Origin of the sequence: Halomonas sp. 3F2F (assembly GCF_014897805.1) — a bacterium.
Classification (GTDB): Bacteria; Pseudomonadota; Gammaproteobacteria; order Pseudomonadales; family Halomonadaceae; genus Vreelandella.
In genome coordinates this window covers 23,138-44,543 of sequence record NZ_JABUZE010000033.1, presented here as the reverse complement: position 1 = coordinate 44,543, position 21,406 = coordinate 23,138, and the positions used below count along the sequence as shown (strand labels likewise).

At 56.1% G+C, this 21,406-nt stretch carries 20 protein-coding genes; 6 read left to right on the top strand and 14 right to left on the bottom strand.

Annotated elements, in window-relative coordinates; translation table 11 throughout:
- Nucleotides 1-10: 10 nt before the first annotated feature.
- From INT21_RS04210 to INT21_RS04195, 4 genes are read right to left on the bottom strand one after another with little or no spacing between them, the layout of a single operon-like run.
- Nucleotides 11-1,093 (bottom strand): MBL fold metallo-hydrolase, encoded by a 1,083-nt coding sequence (locus INT21_RS04210; protein ID WP_193060080.1) that lies wholly within the window; start codon nt 1,091-1,093, stop codon nt 11-13.
- Entirely contained in the window at nt 1,090-2,148 is a 1,059-nt protein-coding gene (locus INT21_RS04205) for an ABC transporter ATP-binding protein (RefSeq protein ID WP_089040682.1), read from the bottom strand. The genes INT21_RS04210 and INT21_RS04205 overlap by 4 nt, the downstream gene beginning before the upstream one ends.
- Entirely contained in the window at nt 2,136-3,836 is a 1,701-nt protein-coding gene (locus INT21_RS04200; protein ID WP_193060081.1) for an ABC transporter permease, read from the bottom strand. The genes INT21_RS04205 and INT21_RS04200 overlap by 13 nt, the downstream gene beginning before the upstream one ends.
- Before the next feature lie 2 nt (nt 3,837-3,838).
- Nucleotides 3,839-4,819 (bottom strand): ABC transporter substrate-binding protein, encoded by a 981-nt coding sequence (locus INT21_RS04195; RefSeq protein ID WP_193060082.1) that lies wholly within the window; start codon nt 4,817-4,819, stop codon nt 3,839-3,841.
- 145 nt (nt 4,820-4,964) lie between these two features.
- On the opposite strand from INT21_RS04195, the gene INT21_RS04190 reads away from it, so the two are divergent.
- The gene (locus tag INT21_RS04190; protein WP_319021976.1) at nt 4,965-5,720 is read left to right on the top strand and encodes a DeoR/GlpR family DNA-binding transcription regulator; all 756 of its coding nucleotides are present in this window, start codon (nt 4,965-4,967) and stop codon (nt 5,718-5,720) included.
- Nucleotides 5,721-5,732: 12 nt separating this feature from the next.
- Here INT21_RS04190 and INT21_RS04185 read toward each other — a convergent pair whose 3' ends face one another.
- Nucleotides 5,733-6,017, bottom strand: a complete 285-nt coding sequence (locus INT21_RS04185) for a YrhK family protein (protein WP_089040686.1) — start codon at nt 6,015-6,017, stop codon at nt 5,733-5,735.
- 128 nt (nt 6,018-6,145) lie between these two features.
- On the opposite strand from INT21_RS04185, the gene mtnK reads away from it, so the two are divergent.
- Nucleotides 6,146-7,411, top strand: coding sequence for an S-methyl-5-thioribose kinase (gene mtnK / locus INT21_RS04180; RefSeq protein ID WP_226912312.1), 1,266 nt, complete (start codon nt 6,146-6,148; stop codon nt 7,409-7,411).
- Between the two features lie 85 nt (nt 7,412-7,496).
- Here mtnK and INT21_RS04175 read toward each other — a convergent pair whose 3' ends face one another.
- From INT21_RS04175 to mtnB, 3 genes are read right to left on the bottom strand one after another with little or no spacing between them, the layout of a single operon-like run.
- Nucleotides 7,497-8,045 carry a 1,2-dihydroxy-3-keto-5-methylthiopentene dioxygenase gene (locus INT21_RS04175; protein WP_193060083.1) on the bottom strand — a complete coding sequence of 183 codons (549 nt, stop codon included), beginning with the start codon at nt 8,043-8,045 and terminating at the stop codon, nt 7,497-7,499.
- Nucleotides 8,046-8,056: 11 nt separating this feature from the next.
- On the bottom strand, nt 8,057-8,743 hold the full coding sequence (gene mtnC / locus INT21_RS04170) for an acireductone synthase (RefSeq protein WP_193060084.1): 687 nt from the start codon (nt 8,741-8,743) through the stop codon (nt 8,057-8,059).
- The gene (mtnB, locus tag INT21_RS04165; RefSeq protein WP_193060085.1) at nt 8,740-9,330 is read right to left on the bottom strand and encodes a methylthioribulose 1-phosphate dehydratase; all 591 of its coding nucleotides are present in this window, start codon (nt 9,328-9,330) and stop codon (nt 8,740-8,742) included. The genes mtnC and mtnB overlap by 4 nt, the downstream gene beginning before the upstream one ends.
- 111 nt (nt 9,331-9,441) lie before the next feature.
- Here mtnB and mtnA point away from each other — a divergent pair, with 111 nt between their 5' ends.
- Nucleotides 9,442-10,452, top strand: a complete 1,011-nt coding sequence (mtnA, locus tag INT21_RS04160; RefSeq protein ID WP_193060086.1) for an S-methyl-5-thioribose-1-phosphate isomerase — start codon at nt 9,442-9,444, stop codon at nt 10,450-10,452.
- Between the two features lie 10 nt (nt 10,453-10,462).
- On the opposite strand, the gene recQ is transcribed toward mtnA, so the two are convergent.
- Complete coding sequence (recQ, locus tag INT21_RS04155) at nt 10,463-12,595, bottom strand: DNA helicase RecQ (RefSeq protein ID WP_193067512.1); 2,133 nt, start codon at nt 12,593-12,595, stop codon at nt 10,463-10,465.
- A gap of 128 nt (nt 12,596-12,723) precedes the next feature.
- Complete coding sequence (locus INT21_RS04150; RefSeq protein WP_193060087.1) at nt 12,724-13,617, bottom strand: LysR family transcriptional regulator; 894 nt, start codon at nt 13,615-13,617, stop codon at nt 12,724-12,726.
- A gap of 133 nt (nt 13,618-13,750) precedes the next feature.
- Between INT21_RS04150 and INT21_RS04145 the strand changes: the two genes are divergently transcribed.
- From INT21_RS04145 to INT21_RS04135, 3 genes are all read left to right on the top strand, one after another.
- Nucleotides 13,751-14,965, top strand: coding sequence for an MFS transporter (locus INT21_RS04145; protein ID WP_226912313.1), 1,215 nt, complete (start codon nt 13,751-13,753; stop codon nt 14,963-14,965).
- Nucleotides 14,966-15,000: 35 nt separating this feature from the next.
- The gene (locus INT21_RS20310; protein WP_226912314.1) at nt 15,001-15,540 is read left to right on the top strand and encodes a cyclophilin-like fold protein; all 540 of its coding nucleotides are present in this window, start codon (nt 15,001-15,003) and stop codon (nt 15,538-15,540) included.
- A 188-nt stretch (nt 15,541-15,728) separates the two neighbouring features.
- Nucleotides 15,729-16,829 (top strand): alpha/beta hydrolase, encoded by a 1,101-nt coding sequence (locus INT21_RS04135; RefSeq protein WP_193060088.1) that lies wholly within the window; start codon nt 15,729-15,731, stop codon nt 16,827-16,829.
- Between the two features lie 309 nt (nt 16,830-17,138).
- On the opposite strand, the gene INT21_RS04130 is transcribed toward INT21_RS04135, so the two are convergent.
- The 4 genes from INT21_RS04130 to INT21_RS04115 all read right to left on the bottom strand — a co-directional run bounded on the left by INT21_RS04130 (nt 17,139) and on the right by INT21_RS04115 (nt 21,366).
- On the bottom strand, nt 17,139-17,981 hold the full coding sequence (locus INT21_RS04130; protein WP_193060089.1) for a carbohydrate ABC transporter permease: 843 nt from the start codon (nt 17,979-17,981) through the stop codon (nt 17,139-17,141).
- The gene (locus INT21_RS04125; protein WP_193067507.1) at nt 17,978-18,862 is read right to left on the bottom strand and encodes a carbohydrate ABC transporter permease; all 885 of its coding nucleotides are present in this window, start codon (nt 18,860-18,862) and stop codon (nt 17,978-17,980) included. The genes INT21_RS04130 and INT21_RS04125 overlap by 4 nt, the downstream gene beginning before the upstream one ends.
- Before the next feature lie 63 nt (nt 18,863-18,925).
- Nucleotides 18,926-20,206, bottom strand: a complete 1,281-nt coding sequence (locus INT21_RS04120) for an ABC transporter substrate-binding protein (RefSeq protein ID WP_193060091.1) — start codon at nt 20,204-20,206, stop codon at nt 18,926-18,928.
- 29 nt (nt 20,207-20,235) lie between these two features.
- Nucleotides 20,236-21,366: an ABC transporter ATP-binding protein gene (locus INT21_RS04115; protein ID WP_193060092.1), complete on the bottom strand. Its 1,131-nt coding sequence runs from the start codon at nt 21,364-21,366 to the stop codon at nt 20,236-20,238.
- Nucleotides 21,367-21,406 lie beyond the last annotated feature (40 nt).

Genomic DNA, 21,406 nt, shown 5'->3' with positions numbered 1-21,406 from the left:
TATTAATTTCCTAAACGGTTAAATGGGCGGTAGGGCGCGTGGCCATATGCGGTTGAAGCTCTAAGGTGTGATGGATGCGTAGCCGCTGTCCCAGACGTTGACGCCATTCGCTTAAACAGTTGCCAGTCAGCGGGGTAAATAGCGGCACTACCTGAGTGGCAGCAAGCTGATCGGCAAGCGCTACTAGGTGGGAGGCGCGCAGATGCACATTCCAGCGTTGCCAGCTTATCTCGCCTGCGGCGAGTTGAACTTGGCGTTCAGGTGTTAGGTAACCGGTGTGCAGTAGCTGGTAATTGGGCCATTGGTCGGGCGTATCATTGCGGTCACTAACCAACTGCAGCGCTGGCTGCGAAGCATTCTGCCGTTCTAGCAGTGTGCTAATCGCACTGTCGAGACCTGGGCGGCGTAAGTCGCTTGGCAGTGCTAGCAGTGCGGCGAGGTTATCGCGAATAATCGGGTCAATGGCGAAAGGGAGCTGACGACGGTCGGCCTCTTCCGACAGCCACAGGGCCATTTCCAGGGCGCGCCCTGTTTCAGGCGTCGGTAATACTAACGGCTGGTCAAGCTGCAGACGAATAGCCTGCACGCAGCTTTCCTGGGGTTGGTCATAGTTGCCATAGGAAGCGTCCAGCAGCGCCGTGCGTGCAGGTGGCGGTATATCGAAAGGAAACAAGCGGGATTCAAAACAGGCATCGCCGCTGTAGAAAATGCCGCCATCCACGTCCAAGTGCAGCCAAACGCCACCCAGCGAGTGTCCTGCTTGGCCGGTGGTCACCTTGATACCTTCGACCATAAGGCTTCCGCGTGCTGGCAAAGGCTGCCAAGCGCGGTGTTTAGGCAATGTGTTGGCGACTAAGGGCGTGCAGTAGAGCGGGATAGTATCGGGCAGTTCGGCAACGCCACCGATATGGTCAATATGGTCGTGGCTAATCAGAATAGCGTCTACGCCCAAGCCATCTGCCCAGGTGATAGGCTCCCCAGGGTGCAGCGCGCCTCCTGCGTCCAGCAGCAGCCGTTTGCCGTTGGTTTCGACCACGATAGCGGCGGGGCCTTTACCCCCCAGCCCGCTTAATAGATGAATACGAGTGCTCATTGGTCAGGCTCCAGACACCAGCCTTCTAATAGCCGCAGAGCGACTTGTTGGCCCTCTTCAAGCGCGTGGTGATGGTAAGCCAGCAAGGCTTCGCCGCTGGGCAGACGCAGGTGTAACTCGTAGCGTTCACCACGAAAGGTCAGCCGCTCGACGCGCCCGGTGAGGTCATGTTCATTGGGAGCTTGGGCGTCTACGCGAATATGTTCGGGGCGAACCAGGACGGGTTGACGTGCAGCTTGGGAGCGGGAGCTGTGTGCCGCAGCCAGCCCTTGCATCAGGGCACTTTCCGTTAGCCGCTGCCCTGGCGCGCCGTTGGCAATGGCCAACTGGCTACCTTGACCGATAAAGCTGGCCACCCATTCGCTGCGCGGTTGGCGATAAAGCGTTTCGGGCGTTGCCCACTGTACTAGCTCCCCATCGCGCATTACGGCAATGCGGTCCGCCATCGCCATGGCTTCACTTTGATCGTGAGTGACGTACACCATCGTCGCGCGGGTACGGCGGTGGAAATCCACAAAGCTGTGTTCCATGGAGGCACGCAGATTACGGTCTAGATTGGCCAGCGGCTCATCCAGCAGTACAACCGCAGGGTCGGTCACTAGACAGCGGGCTAGCGCGACCCGCTGGCGCTGACCACCGCTTAGCTCCTGTGGCGAACGCTGTGCATAGGGTTCCAAGGCTACCTGAGCCAGTGCATGAGCAACTCGGCGTTGATATTCACTGCCCTGAATGCGGCGCAGTTTGAGTGGGTAACCGACGTTGTCGGCCACGTTCATATGCGGCCAGAGCGCGTATGACTGAAACACCATCGCCATGTTGCGCTGCTCTGGTGGTACATGGTGATGGCGGCTGGCTAGCAGCGTATCGTTCAGGCGTATTTCGCCGCCAGTGACATTTTCGAACCCCGCCAGCATACGTAGCATGGTGGTTTTACCGCAGCCGCTGGGGCCCAGCAGTGCCACAAATTCCCCTGGTGCAATCTCTAGCGAGAGGTCATTGACCGCGCGATGGTCGCCAAACTGTTTGGTGACCTGTTGAATTGCTAGCCCTGCCATGGCACGACTCCTTTGGGTAAACGAGGGGCGAGCAGGCTGAGCGACAGCATCAGCGTGGCGACCATCAAGACCACCAGTACCGATACCGCAGATGCCAGCACGCTCTCACCGCCCTCATCAAGGTTAAAAATCAATACGCCCAGCGTTTCGTTGCCAGCGCTCCAAAGCAGTGCCGATACCGTCAGCTCGTTCACCGCCAGCAGGAAGACCAACAGCCCCCCGGCAAATAGCGATGGTGCAATCAGTGGCAGTACGATCGTGGTTAGCCGCCGCCACGGGCCTGCCCCCGCCAGTTGTGCGGCTTCTTCCAAGGAGGGATCAAGCTGAGCCAAACTGGCGCTAACGGGTTTGAGGCATACCACTAAGAAACGCGCCAGATAGGCCACAAAGATCAGCCCGAGCGTGCCGTAGAGCGCAACGTTGATCAGCGGCAGAGGGCGTACGAACAGCAAAATGCAGGCGATCGCCAGCACCACACCAGGTAGTGCGTAGGGCAGTTCAATAGCGCTGAGCGTCAACTGCTGGAGACGGGGCGGGAGTCGCTGCAGGCGATATGCTAGCGGCAGGCTGCACAGCATAAGCACCAGCGCGGCACCGCCTGCTAGCCATAGGCTGTTGCGTACAGCGCGCCAGGTGGCGCCTTGGCGGCCAATCACTTCGTGATAAGCGTTTAACGTCACGCTATCGAAGCTGAGGGGAACGCCCATGGCGGGCACCAATGAGCTGACCACCAGCGCCGCGAGTGGTGCGACGAGAATCACCAATAAAACGCCGACGAGTACGGTCGTCACCGCTGGCCGAAAGCGGCCCAGGGTAAAGTCATGAGAGCGACCGCTATGGCCGCCTAAGCCAAAGCGGCTGCGATTCAGCCAGTATTGCTGCAAGGCAACGCCTGCCAGTGCCAGCACACCAATCAATAACGATAGCGCTGCCATTTCTGCCAGCACGCCAGTACCAAAGCTAGCCATACGCTGGTAGATCAGTGTCGGTAACACGTAGTAGCCCGCAGGAATCCCCAGCATGGCAGGAATGCCGAAGTTGCCCAGGCTAGAAATAAACGCCATCGCCGCTCCGGCAATTAAACCGTGCCGAGTGACTGGCAAAATAATCTGCCCCCAGACTTGGGTCTGGCGCGCGCCGCTGATGCGGGCTGCTTCGATAAGCTCGCGGGGGAGTGAGATCAGTGAGGTGCGCAGCGCTAAAAAGACCAGCGGTGCGCTTTGAATTCCCAGCAACAGCGCAATGCCTTCCGCTGAGTAGAGCGGCTGAGGGCTGCCCAGTGGCGGTGCCATACCAATGCTTTTCAGCAACGGGCTGGCGGGGCCGAACAGCTGTAGCCAGCTCAGCGCCGTCACTTGGGGAGGAATCATCATCGGCAGCATAAAGCAGAACACAAGCCACGCTTTGCCACGGATGTCGGTCAGCGTAATCACGAAGGCGAATAGGCTACCCAGCACCAGCGCAATCAACATGCCAAGGCCCGAGGTATACACACTGTGCCACAGCGCTCGCCAAGTACTCGCTGCGTTAAGCACCTTCCATAGCGGTGATTCGCTGCCCTGGCCAAGGTCACTAAGTGCCTCAGCCAGTAGCCGCAGGCTAGGCGCTAGGCTTAATAGCACCACCGTGAGTGTGATTAGGCTGAGCAGCCAGCGGTGCTGGCTGCCAACGTTAAGCGACGGTGTCATGGTTAGCCGCCAAACAGGTCGCTAAAGCGCTGCTTCAACGTCTCTTCCTGCTCCAGTGCTTGCTCAATATTGATCGGCATTAGCTGGATAGCATCACGAGCGGGAAAGCCTTCAGGCGGTGCAACAGCCGGGTGGGCAGGCAGGTAGCCTTGCTGGCTGACGAGTTCCTGGCCTTGTTGAGAAAGCACGAAATCGACAAATTTCTGCGCGGCGTCCGGGTTGTTGGCACCCTGCATGATTGCGACAGGCTCGGTGACCGCACTAACGCCCTCTGCAGGGAAGACAAACTCAACCGGCGAGCCCTTGGCGGCCTCGCGAATCGGCAGGAAATCCACCACGATGCCGTAGGGCTTCGTGCCTGAGGCAACGGCATTGAACACGCCGCCATTCCCGCCCTGAGCTTCTGCACGATTAGCTTGCAGCGCCTCGTAGTAGCCCATTCCAAGGTCGGGGTTGTCGCTCAGCGCTGCCATATGAATCAGCGCTGCGCCGGAATAGAGCGGGCTTGGCATTGTGACAAGGCCTTCATAGTCAGGCCCCGTCAGATCTTGCCAACGCTGCGGCTGATGCTCGGCAGCGGTGTTATACACAATCCCTGTGGTGATCAGTTTGGTGCCGTAGAAGTAGCCTTCCGGATCGTATAGCGCCTCATCATAAGCCTCCCGCTCTGGGCTGAGGTAAGCCTGCAAATGGCCCTCCTGCTTGAGTGAGGTCATGGTCATGCTGTCAGCAATTAATAGTACGTCTGGGTTGCTGACACCCGCGGAAAGCTCTGAGCGTAGGCGAGTCATCAGGCGAGTGGTGCCATCGCGTACCCACTCCACCTCAATATCAGGATAGGCGGCCTGAAAGGCATCCACGGTTTGTTGGGCATCGCTATTCGGTTGGCTGGTATAGAGCACCAATTTGTCATCAGCGAGCAGTGACGACGATAGAGCAAAGCTTGCAAGCGTAACGGCAGTGCACAGTGAGCGCTTCAACATCGTAAAACCTCCAGTAGGTGAACACTGATCACACTACTGTCATCGCCTTACAACATCGTGACACTACGCTTTCGTTTGATGGCGGTAGGCTTTCGCCTGTCAAAAAAAGGCTTTCGTTACTAAGGTGGTCGCCAACGTGAAGAAAATAATAGGATTAAACGAGCGCCGCCGTGCCGTGTTGGCACAGGTGCGCCAGCAAGGTCGCCAGCCCCTGGAATCGCTAGCTGGCCAGTTTGATGTGTCGATACAAACACTGCGTGGGGATGTTCGTGTCTTGGCTGAGCAAGGGCTGGTATTGCGTCGCCACGGAGAAGTGTTGCCATTTCCCGATCAGGAGAATATTGGCTACGATCAGCGCCAAATCGTTAATCAAGCGGGTAAGCGTCAGATTGCCCGCCAGGCCGCTTCGCTGGTTCAGCATCACCAATCGCTATTTTTAGGTACGGGCACTACGGTAGAGCAACTGGCTGACGCCTTACGCGATAAGCAAGGTCTGCAGATTATGACCAATAACCTGCACGCACTCATCAAACTGTGCACCATGGAATGCGAGCTGGTGGTAGCGGGTGGGCGGGTACGGCGGCGTGATCAAGATGTGATTGGCGGCGATGCCTGGCGCTTCTTTCAACGCTACCGGGTGGATGTCGGCATTGTCTCAGTGGGCGGCATGGACAGTGATGGCCATTTATATGACTACAATGATGACGAAGTTATGGCCCGCGAAGCGCTGCTATCCCATGCCGCCTATCGCATTCTGGTGCTGGATAAAACCAAATTCGACCTACCGCTGCGCTGTGCCGCTGGCCAGCTTGCTGACTATCATGCGGTGATTACTGATAGCCCGCTACCGGATAGGCTGCGCAGCCCGCTGGCCGCGAGAGGAGTGCGATTTTTAAGCTAACGATGAGACATCTTAAGCATCGTGATCAGTATCGGGTAACTGCTTAAAATAGACGTAGCGGTGTAAACGAATCGCTGGGCGTATCAAGAGCTGTACACTACCAAGCACAAATAACCATACGCCGACGGTCAGTATCGTGCCGCTGTAAAAAAAGCAGATGCTGCCGATAGTAAACCAAATGCCAATCATGAAGTCGTTCATTATGCTTAGTACTTCATAACGACGGTGAACGATTAGCTCGCGATGACCAATAGTAAATGTCCAATCGTTTGTTGATGGGTCTTGCTGACGCTGCATCGTGCTCTCCTTGTCGTCGGTTGCTGTGCTAATCGTGTTATGACAGTTTCGCTACGCTTGCGTATGAAGGTGTTTGACAACCATTCCCCAGTGTGACAAATAAAAACGCATTTTTCGTGAGGAATAAAATGGTGGCACACGAACAGGCCTATCAAGCGTTAGAGGTAGATACTCTGGCCCAGCGGTTGGGGAGTGTCGAGGCAGTGGCAAGCCGAGTGGGCGCCAACCCTGAGCAGTGGCAGATCCGCGAAGTAGGGGATGGCAATCTCAACTTGGTATTCATTGTATCGGGGAGTGCGGGAAGTGTGGTGGTAAAACAAGCGCTACCCTATGTGCGTATGGTCGGTGAGAGCTGGCCGCTGCCACTTTATCGCGCCCACTTTGAGTATTACGCCCTGGTACGCCAAGCCCAGCGTGCGCCGGGCATCGCCCCTGAGGTGTTCTATTTCGACAAGCCCCAAGCGCTGATTGTCATGGAGTACCTTTACCCGCACACGATTCTGCGTCGCAAACTGATCAGCGGTGAGCGGGTTGCTCAGCTTGGCGAAACCATCGGTGAATTCTGTGCGCGCATGGCGTTTCGTGGCTCGGAACTCTCCTTAAGCAGCCCCGAGAAGAAAGCCGACGTGGGGCTGTTTTCAGGCAACGTGGCGATTCCTGCGATTACCGAATCCCTAGTGTTTACCGACCCCTATTATGGCGCCGAAATGAACCGCCATACGCCAGAGCTTTCGCCGGTAGTGGATGAACTGCGCCGTAATGCGCGCTTAAAAGCTAAAGTGCAGCGGTTGTTGATGAAGTTCACTGCGAACACGGAAACCATGTTGCACGGTGATTTGCACTCTGGGTCAATTATGGCCACTGAGTCGGATGTGCGGGTGATTGATCCCGAGTTTTCCCAGTATGGCCCAATGGCCTTTGATCTAGGCATGGCCGTTGCCAACTTCCTGATGGCCTATTTCAGCCAGCCCGCCCACCGCCAAGCCGATGAGCTTGATGCCTACCAAGCGTGGATTCTTGACGTGATTGAAGCGTGCTTTACCCGCTTTGATGCCGAGTTCCGCCACCTGTGGCAAACCGAACGCACCGGTATTCTGTTCCCCCGGGCGCTGTTTGAAGCCCAGGGAAACAGTGCCGATGACGCCTGCGATGCGCTGCTTGAAGAGATTCGCCTGGATGCACTAGCTTATTGCGGCATTGAAATGCACCGTCGAGTTTTATCGTTGGCCCATAACGCTGACTTTGAAGAGATCGAAGACACCGCGCTGCGTGCCAAGCTTGAAGCACGCAATGTGCTGATGGGCCAAGCGCTAATAATGGAGCCGGAGGCCTATCGTGAGCTTACCGCACTGGCGGATTTAGCCAGGGCGTATAACCAGCAAGAGGTGTTGTAAGAGCCCAATAAAGGAGGCAGCGTTAGCGCTTCGCACGCTAACGCTGCCTCCTACCATTCACAACTTACGATTCACCATTCACAACTTACAGCTGATCCAGGCGATCAAATTTCCCGGCGATATCGCTCTCTGTCCAGTGAGGCACCCAGCCTTCCACGTTATCGAAGAAGCGCAGTGCAGTGAATTCTGGCGCTGGGCCCATATCAAACCAATGGGGTGTGTTCGCGGGTACGCTGATCAGATCGTTGCGGGTACACAGCACCTGATACACCTTGTCTTCAATATGCAGGCAGAAAAGCCCCTGGCCTTTAACGAAGAAGCGCACTTCGTCTTCGTGATGGCGGTGTTCGTTTAAGAACTTCTGGCGCATAGCGTCTTTGTCTGGGTGCGTGGGCACCATGTGCAGCACATCGACGGTTTGATAGCCGCCGATGGCCTTTACCCGGTCGATGTCGTCTTGATAAAGCGCCAAAATATCTTCCTGGGTGGCGTCGTCGGCAATCTCGCCCGGCGTTGCCCAGCGCTCAAACAACACCCCCACCTTGTTCAGCTCAGCAGTCATCTGCTCGCCGTCAGTGATGTCTAGCAGGGCATCGTTAGGGTTCTGATCAGCAAATACTTTCAGTTGCGACATTCTAGGCTCTCCTAAAGCGCAATTTCATCAAAGCGGGTAACGCACGCGTGGCTATTGCCCGCCTGGGTGCCTTCGCGAACTAACTGTAGGGTTTGCATGCCCGCCTGCTTGGCGGCGTCCAGCTCTTCGACTACGTCCGATAAGAACAGCACCGCTTCCGGCGGTAGGTCAAGCTCAGCGATAATTCGCTGATAGGCCGTGGCTTCGCGTTTATGGCCAATATGGGTGTCGAAGTAGCCGCTAAACAGGGGGGTTAAGTCGCCTTCATCGCTGTAGCCAAACAGCAGCTTCTGAGCCTGCACGGAACCTGACGAGTAGACGTACAGCGCCTTGCCTGCCTGCTGCCACTGGCGCAGCGCCGGGGCGACGTCGCTATACAGGTGGCCTTTAAAATCGCCACGCTGATAGCCATCGGCCCACACCATACCTTGCAGTGCTTTCAGCGGCGTGACTTTTTGGTCAGTCTCGATCCAATGTAGCAACTGCGCAATGACTGCTTCCAGTGTGGCATTAGCGTCGCCCATTTCGCGGCGCACGGCGCTAATTTGCTCGGCAACCGCAGGTGTGTCTGCATTCGCGCGTAGAAAGTCGGGCAGTTTGGCCTGGGCGTAGGGAAACAGCACCTTATGTACGAAGTTAATATCCGTGGTGGTGCCTTCGATATCGGTTACAACGGCGCGAACAGCTGGGTTACTCATTTAGACCACCGGCTCTCTTCAAGTACACAGGACAGTAAAAATTCAATGGCTTCCAAGTGCCGACGGCAACTGGCGATGCTATCGCCCACGGCATAAATACCGTGCCCCGCCACCAAAAAGCCCCAGGGCATCGGCCAGCCGAGGCGTACATGCTCCGCTAGCTCGTCCATATCTTGGGAATTTGGTACCACAGGTAAAAGAACCGAGGCATCATGAGTCACGTTGCCCGCTAAGGCTTTTTGCATTTCAAAGCCACTTAGCTCAATGCCGTTTGGAAAGCGCCGTGACAGCACAGTGCTGGCTAGGGTATGGGTATGCAGCACGCAGTTGATGGTCGGGTCTAGCCGATAAAGCGCAGCGTGAAGATCACTTTCTGCACTCGGCTTACCGTCGCCTGATAGTACTCGGCCATCCAGATCGCATAACAGTAGGTCATCGGCTTGAATGCGGGTTTTATCCCGGCCAGAAGCGGTGACAAGATAGCCCGCCTCGGTACGGGCGGAAAAGTTACCGCCGGTGGCGGGTGTCCAGCCTTGCTGCGCCGCCCATGAAATGGCGGCCAGCAGTTCAGTTTGTAGCGTCATCATAGGATCTGCGTCGCCTCATCTAGTAGCAGCCATTCTATATGATAAGCTTCGCGCCTGATAAGCCGCGCCGTTGTTCTGCTAGTCAAGTTCGAGTGCTCAAGGAGTCCAGCAATGCCACACCTACAGTCACGCAGTTTACGGGTCTATGCCGACCACCTTGAGTATTTGGATCAAACCCAACTGCCCCAGGCGGAACAGTGGGTGCGCTGTGACTCGCCAGAAACGTGGCAGGTAGCGGTAAAAAGCTTAGCGATTCGCGGGGCACCGCTGATTGGTTTGAGCGCCGCTTTCGTACTGGCTCAATACGCCGCGCGTCATCCGCAAAGTGATTGGCAGTTGGTAAGTGATCGCTTACGCGCCACGCGTCCCACCGCAGTGAACCTGATGTACTGCCTGGATGCCATGGAAGCCTGCTTTGAGCAAGGCGTCAACGCCCTGGCCGAGCGCGCCGCTGAACTGTTTGCAGAAGACCGCGCGCTTTGCCAGCGTATGGCCGAGCGGGGAGCCGACCTTTTGCAATCAGGCGACCGCATATTGACCCACTGCAATACCGGCGCGTTGGCCACCGCAGGTGTTGGCACCGCCATTGGCGCACTAGCAGTTGCCAAGCAGCGCGGTGTGACGCTGCATGTGTATGTGGATGAAACCCGCCCGTTGCTGCAAGGCGGCCGTTTAACCGCCTGGGAAATGGCTGACTTAGCCATTCCCTATCAATTGATTGCTGACAGCATGGCCGCGAGCTTAATGGCCGCAGGGAAAGTCGATAAAGTCATGGTTGGTGCCGACCGCATTTGCGCCAACGGTGATTTCGCCAACAAAGTAGGTACTTACATGCTGGCGGTGATCGCTCACTACCACCAGGTGCCGTTCTATGTGGTGGCTCCCTACACTACGGTTGATCCCGCTTGTGCCACTGGCGCGGGCATTCCGATTGAACAGCGTGATGCGGCAGAAATTCGTGGTGTTTCAGGCGCTTTTGGTGATGTTGTCTGGGCTCCCGAGGATGCCCCCGTGTGGAACCCTGCCTTTGATGTGACACCCGCCAAACTGGTCACCGCCTGGATTTTGGATACCGGCGTGTTTGATGCCGCCGCCATTGCCCGGGGCGAGCATTGCCGATAACGCCGCCGCGCTAACGTGGTGCCGCCAGAGATGCCCGTACGCAGTGTAGGATGGGGTAATCGATACGCCCTTCCAGTGCCTCGAAAACCACTTTCAGCCCTTGGTCTGGATAGTGCGCAAAGGTGGTGCGGATCTGCTCCAGGGTTACGGGATTCAAGTTGATGACCTCTTCCAGCGCCAGCCCGCCGCTTTGAATCACATCACTCAGGTGGCGATAAATGGTGTTGGCGGCCAGGCTGCGCTTCTCGGCGACTTCCTCAGGTGTTAATCCCTTGTGCAGCAAGGCGGCGGATTCCAAGGCACTGCTGCCCACGGACGGGGTGTCTTGATGGATTTCCTGGTGCGCAAGAATAACGGCCAGAAAATCCTCGCCGTAATCCGCCAGCTTGCGCGCACCGATACCTGAGATCGCGCCCAGTGCCTCTAGGCTTTGGGGTTTCTGTTCGACCAGTTCGGCCAGAGTGGCATCGTGGAAGATTACATAGGCAGGCACGCCCTGGGCTTCGGCAAGTGCCTTGCGGTGCTGGCGCAGGGCTTCCCACAGCGCGCCGTGGCCTTGCGCTACCGAAGCGCCCTTGCTGCTGCGCCGGGCGGCCTTGGCCTTACTTGGCTTACGCAGGGTTAGCGACTGTTCGCCACGCAGTACTGGCTTGGCGTTGGCCGTTAAGCGAATCCCGCCATGACCTTCCATATCCACGCTTAGCAAACCGCTCGCAATCAATTGGCGAAACAGCGCCTTCCATTCGTTGGCCGCAAGGTCGCCGCCAATGCCAAAGGTGCTGATCTTGTCGTGGCCAAAGCGGGTGATACGCTCGTTGCTTTTGCCCAACAACACGTCCACGAGATAGGTCACGCCGAAGCGCTGTTCGGTGCGGTAGACACACGACAGCGCTTTTTGTGCCGCCACGGTGGCCTCCCAAGTGTCGGGCGGGGTCAGGCAGTTGTCGCAGTTGCCGCAGGGCGTGTCCAGAGGGTCGCCAAAGTAGTGGAGAAGCGCCTGGCGTCGGCAACTGATGATTTCGCAAAGCCCCAGCATGGCGTCGAGTTTCTGCTGCTCGATGCGCTTTTGCTGGTCGGCGGCGCTGGAGTCCTGCTGCATCTGGCGCAGGGTGATTACATCCTGAAGCCCGTAGGCCATCCAGGCATCGGCGGGCAGGCCGTCGCGCCCGGCACGGCCAGTCTCTTGGTAGTAGGCTTCGATGCTTTTGGGCAGGTTGAGGTGGGCGACAAAGCGCACGTCCGGCTTGTCGATGCCCATGCCGAAGGCGATGGTGGCCACTACCACCACGCCATCGTCACGCAGAAAGCGGGTTTGGTGTTGCTGGCGCTGCTCGGCAGGAAGCCCCGCGTGGTAAGGCAGTGCGGTCAGCCCCTGGCGTTCCAGCCAGGCGGCGGTTTCCTCCACCTTGCGCCGGGAAAGGCAGTACACAATGCCCGCCTCACCATCGTGGTGCTCGCGAATAAAGCGCAGCAGCTGTTCCTTGGCGTTACCCTGATTCTCGGCGATATGGTAGCGAATGTTGGGCCGGTCAAAGCCGCTGTTGTAAAGCGCCGCCTCGTGGAGCTGCAGATGCTCCATGATATCGCCCCGGGTGGGCACATCGGCAGTGGCGGTCAGGGCGATGCGCGGCACCTGGGGAAAACGCTGCTGCAGGTGGGAGAGCTGGCGATATTCGGGGCGAAAGTCGTGACCCCACTGGGAGACGCAGTGGGCTTCATCAATGGCGAACAGCGCGATTCGGGTCTGTTCTAGCAGCATCTGCATACGCGCTGTGGCCAGCCGCTCGGGTGCAACATAGAGCAGATCCAACTCGCCATTTCGCAGTCGGTTCTCCACCTCGACTGCCTCGTGATAATCGAGACTGGAATTCAGGTAAGCCGCCCTGACCCCGTTCTGCTCAAGCGCCGCCACCTGATCCTGCATTAGCGCGATCAGCGGCGAGACCACAATCGCAGTGCCTTCGCGCAGCAGGGCAGGGATCTGATAGCACAGCGACTTGCCACCGCCGGTGGGCATCAGCACCAGCGCATCGCCCCCAGCAATTACATGCTCAATGATGGCCTGCTGCGGGCCGCGAAAGCTATCGTAGCCAAATACTTCCTGCAGTACCTTGAGGGCTGCTGGATGGGGGGCGCCGTGCATTAATGCTCTCCTTGTCTCGTGCTTGAGGGAGAATTGTCGCACGAAAATTCAAGGGAGTTTGTTTCGCGAATGCCGACGCTGAGAATATGTCCAGCCTCATGGTGACTCAAAGCAATCCAGCGAGGTTGCTACTCTTTATGGCGAAATGTATCGACAAATGCCGAGAAGGCAGGCGAAGACTGTCGACGGTTCGGGTAGTACAGGTGAAAGCCAGAAAAATAGGGCGACCAGTCGGTCAATACCTTTTTGAGCCGACCATTTGCAAGGTAAGGAGCGGCTAAAGCCTCTGGTACGTAAGCTAGACCGATCCCATCCAAAGCCGCATTAAGTACATGAACGATACTGTTGAAGACGAGCTGTCCCTGGCCCTTGACGGTGAACTCCTTACCTTCCTTTTCAAACTCCCAGGCATAGATTGCTCCATCGGGCCTGTGGCGAATATCCACACAGGCGTGCTGGGTCAGCTCATAAGGTGTTTGAGGTTCGGGATGTTGATTAAAATATTCCGTTGAACCCACTACCACCAAGCGCATTTCAGGGCTGAGCGGAATCGCAATCATATCTTGGCTAATCGCTTCGCCAAGGCGTATACCGGCATCAAATCGCTCTGTCACCACGTTGGTAAACCCGTAATCCACATAGAGCTCAATGGTGACGTCAGGATAATTTTCCAGAAACTCGGCCATTTTTGGCCTCAAGCAAAGCGCAATCTGATCATCGGTACACGATATGCGGATGGTTCCTGCTGGTTTGTCACGCAACTCTCCTAACGCCTCTACTTCCATTGCAATCTGATCAAAAAGAGGTGTAAGCGACTGTATCAGCCGCTCACCCGCTTCCGTTGGTGCGACATTTCTTGTAGTGCGGGCCAGTAATCGCAGCCCAAGGCGCTGCTCTAGGGATTTCATACGATGACTTAAGGCTGATGGCGTCACTCCCAGCTTGGCAGCTGCTTTGGTAAAGCTTTGGTCTCGTGCCACGGCGAGAAAAGCCTGTAGGTCATCGATTCTCGAATTTGCCATTGCTGAATTTTACTCACAGGTTCATAAACATTATCCCCACTAATCAAAATGGAAGGCTGATGTCAATATGTGTTCAGTAAAAGAAGGTTATTCGACATTCACCTTAACCATTCACTGCTTGAGGGAAGACGTTTTGAGCACACTAGCTTCTGACACCGCACCTACCAATCGCGTTACTCAGCAGGAAAATAAATCGCAGCCTGCTTATTGGAGCGGTGTTTTTGCGATGACGCTCTGTGTCTTTGCGTTGATCGCCTCGGAATTTATGCCGGTTAGTTTGCTAACTCCCATTGCTAACGACCTACGCGTCACGGAAGGGCTGGCAGGCTACGGCATTGCTATCTCGGGAGCCTTTGCGGTCTTAACCAGCCTATCGATTTCAAAACTCGCAGGCGGAATCGACCGAAAAAACTTGCTGCTTATTTTAACGGCACTGATGAGTGTCTCTGGGCTAATCGTTGGGTTGGCGACTAACTACACGATGTACATGGTGGGGCGGGCACTGATTGGTGTTGTTGTGGGTGGCTTCTGGTCGATGTCTGCGGCAGTCGCCATGCGATTAGTGCCTGCTGATAGTGTTCCCAAAGCATTGGCGATTTTTAACGGGGGCAATGCGCTCGCGGTGGTGGTCGCTGCTCCGTTAGGCAGCTATTTGGGCGGAATGATTGGTTGGCGTGGGACGTTCTTTTTCCTAGTGCCAGTGGCGTTTGTTGCCATGGTTTGGCAATGGATCAGTTTGCCCTCCATGAAAGCGACTCCACAGGCGAACGGTGCTGGCAACGTATTCACGCTGTTGAAGGATCCCCTAGTGTTTTTAGGGATGATGGCGGTGGGCATTTTCTTTATGGGGCAGTTCGCACTGTTCACTTATGTTCGTCCCTTTCTTGAAACCGTCACCGGTGTTGATGTGCCGATGCTTTCGCTGATCCTGTTGGTACTGGGGATTGCCGGGTTGGTCGGTACCATGCTGATCGGTGGATTTATTAAAAAAGGGTTGTACCGGATATTGGTTGTTATTCCGCTGTTAATGGCGGCCACCGCGTTGGCGTTAGTCGCCTTCGGTAGCTCGGTCGCCGTGGCCTTTGTTCTGCTGGGATTCTGGGGATTAGTGTCTACGGCAGCGCCCGTGGGTTGGTGGGCATGGCTCGCTAAATCCGTGCCAGAAAATGCCGAAGTCGGCGGTGGGTTGATGGTAGCGGTAATTCAGTTATCCATCGCGCTGGGATCAACCGTAGGCGGTCTACTGTTCGATTCGGCAGGCTACCGGAGCACCTTTGTGGCAAGTTCTGCCGTGTTGTTGTTCGCGGCTTTCCTCGCCTTTATGACCTCAAGATCGCAAGTCCGGTAAGCGGTATGAGCCGGACGTCACGCCAGGAGAAACCCATGACCACGAGCCTTAGAGCCAATCAAAGCAGTTGCCGTCACCCGGCCATCAAAAATCGCCGAGTGCATGGCCTGCGGACTTATTGGGGACTCGCCCTGTTTGCGTTTGCGCTTGGTGGAGGCAACGCGGCTCATTCCGCGACGTCAGAACCGTCCACTGCCGCCGCAACAGCCACTGTACAACCGGAGGAATCTCGCATGTGGATGACCGTCGGCGAACGCCGTTTCTCCATCACGCTGGCCGGCACTGAAGCAGCTCATGCGTTTGCTGCGCTGCTGCCGATCTCGATGGATATGGGCGACCTACATGGCAACGAGAAATACGCAGATCTGCCTCAAGCACTGCCGACGAACGCAAGCCGCCCCGGCACGATCCACAACGGCGATCTCATGTTATATGGAACGAAGACGCTGGTTGTCTTCTATTTGACGTTCGATTCGACTTACTCCTACACGCATCTTGGTCGCGTAGATGACACTGACGGCCTGATCCAGGCTCTAGGAAGAGATAGTGTGCGAATCGATTTTTCCATGAACTAGATTGCGAATCCATGAAGACCACGATCTTGATTAAGCCTTCCGCTCTAGTGCCTCACTGGCCGATAGGTTCGCACCTCGCACTCACCAGGAACTGAGACACTCGGCCCATAGATGCATCGTGGTGTCCGCAGTGATATCCAGGGTGTTGACCTGGCTTCCTCAGCCTCCAACCAGTAATGGAGAAACCCATGAACGAATCTACCCCGAAATCATTAGATAGTAACCAGTTCATTACATCGCGCAGGGGCTTCATAGAAGGATCCTTGCTGGCCGGTACAGCAGTATTTTTTGGCGCACAGTCCGCCTTGGCTGCCACAGGCGAGGAGCCCCTATTGATGACGCAAGAATGGGACAAGACTTTTCCGCAAAGCAATCAGGTTGATCATGAGAAGGTAACGTTCAAGAATCGTTATGGCATTACCCTGGTTGCTGACCTATACCTACCGAAAAGTCGTATTAATGAACAATTGGCGGCTATTGTTATCGGTGGCCCGTTCGGCGCAGTGAAAGAGCAGTCCTCCGGTCTATATGCGCAAACATTGGCTGAGCGCGGTTTCGTTACGCTGGCTTTCGATCCATCTTATACCGGCGAAAGTGGCGGAGAGCCACGCAACATTGCCTCGCCTGACATCAATACTGAAGACTTTAGTGCCGCAGTAGACTTTATTGGTTTGCAGCCCTACGTTGATCAAGAATGTATTGGGGTCATAGGTATTTGCGGTTGGGGGGGGATGGCATTGAATGCTGTCGCTGTGGATAAGCGTGTTAAGGCTGTCGCGGCTAGCACTATGTATGACATGACGCGGGTCATGTCTAGGGGCTACAACGACAGCATGACTTCCGAGGAGCGGGCGCAAACACTGGAGCAGTTGAGTCGGCAGCGTTGGTTAGATGCGGAAAACGGGAGGCCCGCTTATCAACCGCCTTACAATGAATTACAGGGTGGTGAGGCTCAATTTCTTGTCGACTACCATGACTACTACATGACACCGCGTGGGTACCACGTACGTGCAGTTAACTCGGGCAATGCCTGGACGCAGACCACACCGCTGTCGTTCATGAACATGCCGCTGCTGACCTATATTCATGAAATTTCGCCTCGCCCCCTTCTGTTGATTCATGGCGAAAACGCGCACTCGCGCTACTTCAGTGAAACCGCCTATGCAGCTGCCGCGGCGCCCAAGGAGCTTCTGATCATTGAGGATGCAAGCCATACTGATCTGTATGATCAAATGGATAAGATACCGTTTGATCGGCTGGCAGAGTTCTTTGACGAACATCTGAAGTAAACGCCACGTCGAGGCAGCTTGCGTTCTCATTGAGAATTTTCGTTCCAGTAGTGAGGGGCTGCGCCCGGATGGCGATATTCCTTCGGTGGAGACAGTGGCTATGGTCCTCACTTTGCCGAGGCTGGCTAGCGCTTTGATGGGGTTGACTTAGTCGGTCAGTACGACCCACGCTGGGCCTACATCCATTTGACGCCCATAATAGGTGAGCCCATCTTGCTTGATGATAGTGAACAGCGATTTAGCGTGTGGTGGGAGTGAGCTAAAAGCAAAGCGTTGTTAATCATCACTAGAGTGTCATTAGGTCTTCGATTAGCGAATTCCTGCCCGTAAAAACGACTGGACAAACTGACGCTGAAAGAGCAGGAAAGCGACTAGCAGCGGGGCGATGCTTAACAGCGTCGCAGCGCTAACGGTCGCCCAGTTAACCCCAGTTTCGGGCGCGGAAAATACCCCTAACCCTACCGTTAGCGGGCGGCTCTCTACCGAGTTGGTCACCACTAATGGCCAGATAAAGTTATTCCAGTGGTGGCTAATCGAGACCAGCCCGTAAGCAAGGTAAGTGGGCTTGGCTAGCGGTACGTACACCTTCCACAAAATTTCCAGCCAGTTGCAGCCTTCGATGCGGGCGGCGTCTTCCAGCTCCCTTGGAATGGTTTTAAAGGTTTGGCGGAGCAGAAATATACCCAGGGCGCTGGCTACGTAAGGTAAGCCAATTCCGGTGATGGTGTTGATTAGCCCCAGCTCACTGGCGATGCGGTAGTTCTCGACAATTAACACTTCTGGGAATACAAAGAGCTGAATTAGCACCAGCATAAACAGAACGTTCTTGCCGGGAATCGGAAAGCGCGCAAAGGCAAACGCCGCCAGGGTACAGACTACAAACTGACCAATCACCACCCCTGTCACCAGTGCAAAGGTGTTCAGGTAGTAGCGCGCAAAAGGCGCTTGAGACCAGGCGTTAGTGAAGTTCTCCAGCGTCAGCGGGGCGAAGAGCGCAAAGTTGACCATAAACTCGCTGGGGTGGAAAGCGGCCCAAAAGGCATACAGCAGCGGAAAAATCCAAATAATCGCCAGTAGCCACGCGGCCACGGTTTCCAGCGCTGGAATTGAGAAGAATCGGGAGCGGGGCGCATAGGCAGTGGTCGTATTCATTGATAGTGCGTCCTGCGATCTAAAATCGTGAACTTAAGCGTGGCCACTACCGCGAGCACCAGCAGAATCACCACCGTAATGGTGGCTGCCGTGGTGCGATCAAAGAACGAGAACGCATTCTCGTAAACGTAGTAGAGCAGCAGGTTGGTGGCGTTATTGGGCCCGCCCTTGGTCAAGATAAATAGGTGATCCACGACCCGCACCGAGTTAATCAGCGCATTGATGAGCACAAACAGCGTGGTGGGCATGAGTAGCGGAAATGTCACCCGCCAGAAAAAGCTCCAGCGGCTAGTGCCCTCTAAATCAGCGGCCTCTTTTAACTCGGGTGGCATGCTCTGTAGCGCCGCCAAGTAGAAGATCATAAAAAAGCCGGCTTCTTTCCACACCGACATCACGATCACCGAGCTTAAAGCAAGGCTTGGATCGCCCAGCCAGTTCACTCCGGATAAGCCCAGCATACCGAGCAATTTATTGAATAGGCCGATCTGCGGCGCGTAGAAAAACATCCAGATATTGGCTGCGGCGATCATGGGGAGAATCGTCGGCGTAAAGTAGGCCATACGCACAAAGCCCCGCCCGCGAAGCTTGCCATTGACGAATAGCGCCATACCCAAAGCCAGCGCGATAGACGTAGGAATCGTACCGATGGCGTAGATTAAGTTGTTACGCGCTACTTTCCAAAACGTCGGGTCATCGAACAACACCTGATAATTTTCAAGGCCGACGAATTCAGTGGGTGCACCGCGAAAGCCGGGTAAAAACAGGCTGTTAATGACCGTTGTTACGGTCGGTAAATAAGCAAACGTCGTTAGCAGTAGCGCAGCTGGCAGTAGCAGAAGCGCGCCGTAGAGCTGCATTTTGCGGTGGTTGGTGAATGACATAGTGACGTACCGCACGTTGAAAAAGCCGGGGCGCGCCCCGGCGAATAGTAAAATGGCTAACGATTAGCGGGCGTAGCGGCGTAACACGCTATCGGCCTCTTGCTGCGCTTGGCTAAGCGCTTCTTGCGCTGTCATTTGGCCGGTCAGCGCTGCTTGCACGGCGTTATCCAGTGCGCGGCGAATGCGGCCACCCTGATAAGTGGAAAGCTCTGCCGTGCCATGCTCAAGCTGGTTGCGGGCAACCGCGGCAGGTGGGAACTCTTCCACATAGCCTTGCAGCGCGTCGGTTTCGTAGGCAGCGGGGCTAACGCCCATATAGCCGGTTTCAATCGACCAAGCAGCGGCGCGCTCGGGAGCGGTCATCCAGCGAATAAAGGTCATCGCTGCGCGCTGCTCTTCTTCTGTCGTATCTTCAAAAATGTAGAAGTTACCGCCACCGGTGGGGCTGCCACGCTGGGTTTTCATCGGCAGCATAGCGACGCCAAAATCAAAATTGGCTTCGCTGCGTACCGCGGTCAGGTTGCCCGTGGTGTGCCACATCATTGCCGTGGACTCTTCAAGGAAGTTCTGGCGCAGGGTGCCCCACTCAATGGTGCCGTCAGGCATGGCATTGTGCTCGGTGGCTAACGATACCCAGTACTCCAGCGCTTCAACCGCTGCGGGGTCGTCGAAGTAGACCTCGGTGCCATCTTCGCTCATTAGCCGGTGGCCGTTCTGAAAAGCAAAGGCCTGGAACATCCAATAGGGGTAGCCAGTCGATGGCACCATCACGCCCCACTGCTCGCCGTTGGAGGCTTCGCGCACGGTAGCGGCCATCTCGGCCATCTCTTGCCAGTTTTCTGGGGGCGTTTCGGGGTCTAGGCCAGCGGCTTCAAAAGCGTCTTTGTTCCAGAACAGTACGATGGTGGAGCGCTGGAAGGGGATGCCGTAGGTTTTGCCATCCAGTTGGCCATTTTCCATCAGCCCTGGGTAGAAGCCATCGAGCCATTCGCGCTCTTCATCGGTTTCGACCAAGTCATCAAAGGCGACGATGGCGTTCTGCTCAATCAGCTCGTAAAGATCGATGGAGAACATGACCGACAGCTGCGGCGTTTCGCCCGCTTCCATCGCCGACATGGCGCGCACGCGGGTGTCGTCGTAGTTACCGGCGTAGATCGCTTCCACATTGATATCGGGGTATTCGCTTTCAAACTCTTCCACCAGAGTATCAACGACGTCGGTGAGTGCACCGCCCACTGCGACCGGGTAGTACATGGTCAGATCGACGCTATCCGCGCTTACCTGGGCGGCGCTTAACAAGCCCGCTGCCAGGGCGGTCATTGCAAAAGGGGTACGCAAACGCATAAGAGACTCCGCAAGTGTCAATACTGCTGTCAGTGTTGGAAAGAGCCCACCGCCGGTGGGCGAGGAACGCTTCGAGATGAGCTGGGTAAGGGGAGCGTCGTTAGGTCATCCCGCCGCAGGCCTTCAGCATCGAAAAGGTGTGTATTCTGTGACGTCCAGTAGAGGCTGCATGGCTGACCTGTCAGTGCCTGCTTGCCGCTAAGCCGCACGCGTAGGGTGTGCGCCCCCACTGCCACATAAGCAATGGTGTCCGCTCCCAGATACTCTTCACTTAATACGTTAGCGGGCACGCCGGAACCTGGTGCGATGCGCAGTTCGATATCTTCCGGGCGGATGCCCAAATGTCCGCCAGCGGCGTCCAAGGGGGCTACGGGGGTACTTGGTTCGCCTTCGATAACGGCACCATCTTTGCCGGCTACTAGTGGCAGCAGGTTCATGGCGGGGCTGCCAATAAAACTGGCGGCAAAAGCGCTAGCGGGGCGGTTATAAAGCTCGTCGGGGGTGCCGTCCTGGACGATTTTGCCGTGCTGCATCAGAATCACACGATCGCCCATGCTCATCGCTTCCACTTGGTCGTGGGTGACGTAAATCACCGTCATAGTCAGGCGACTTTGTAGTGCTTTGATTTCCCTACGCATGTCGCTGCGCAGCCGAGCGTCCAGGTTGGATAGCGGTTCATCCATCAGGCAGATCGGGTGTTCGGAAATAATCGAGCGCGCCAAGGCAACCCGTTGGCGTTGGCCGCCGGAAAGTTGCGCAGGTTTGCGGTCTAGGTAATCGGTTAAATCAACCAGTTCGGCGACCTTAGCCAGTCGCTGGCGCTGCTCATCTTTGGGTACCTTGCGGCTGCGCAGGCCAAAAACGATGTTGTCGGCAACGCTCAAATGCGGAAACAGCGCGTAGGACTGAAACACCATGCTCAGCCCACGGTCGCCGGGCGGCAGGCGGGTAACGTCGCGCTCGCCGATATGAATACGCCCGTCGCTGGCCTCTTCCAGGCCCGCGATCATGCGCAGCGTGGTGGATTTACCACAGCCTGAAGGGCCGAGCAGAATGACAAATTGCCCAGGCGTGACGTCGAAAGAGATGTCATCGACGGCAGTAGTCGCGTCCCAACGTTTAGTGACGCGTTCCAAGCGAATACGCGATTGGTTTGACATAGCACACACATCACCGGCTGTTGGTTGTTATTGGTTCAGC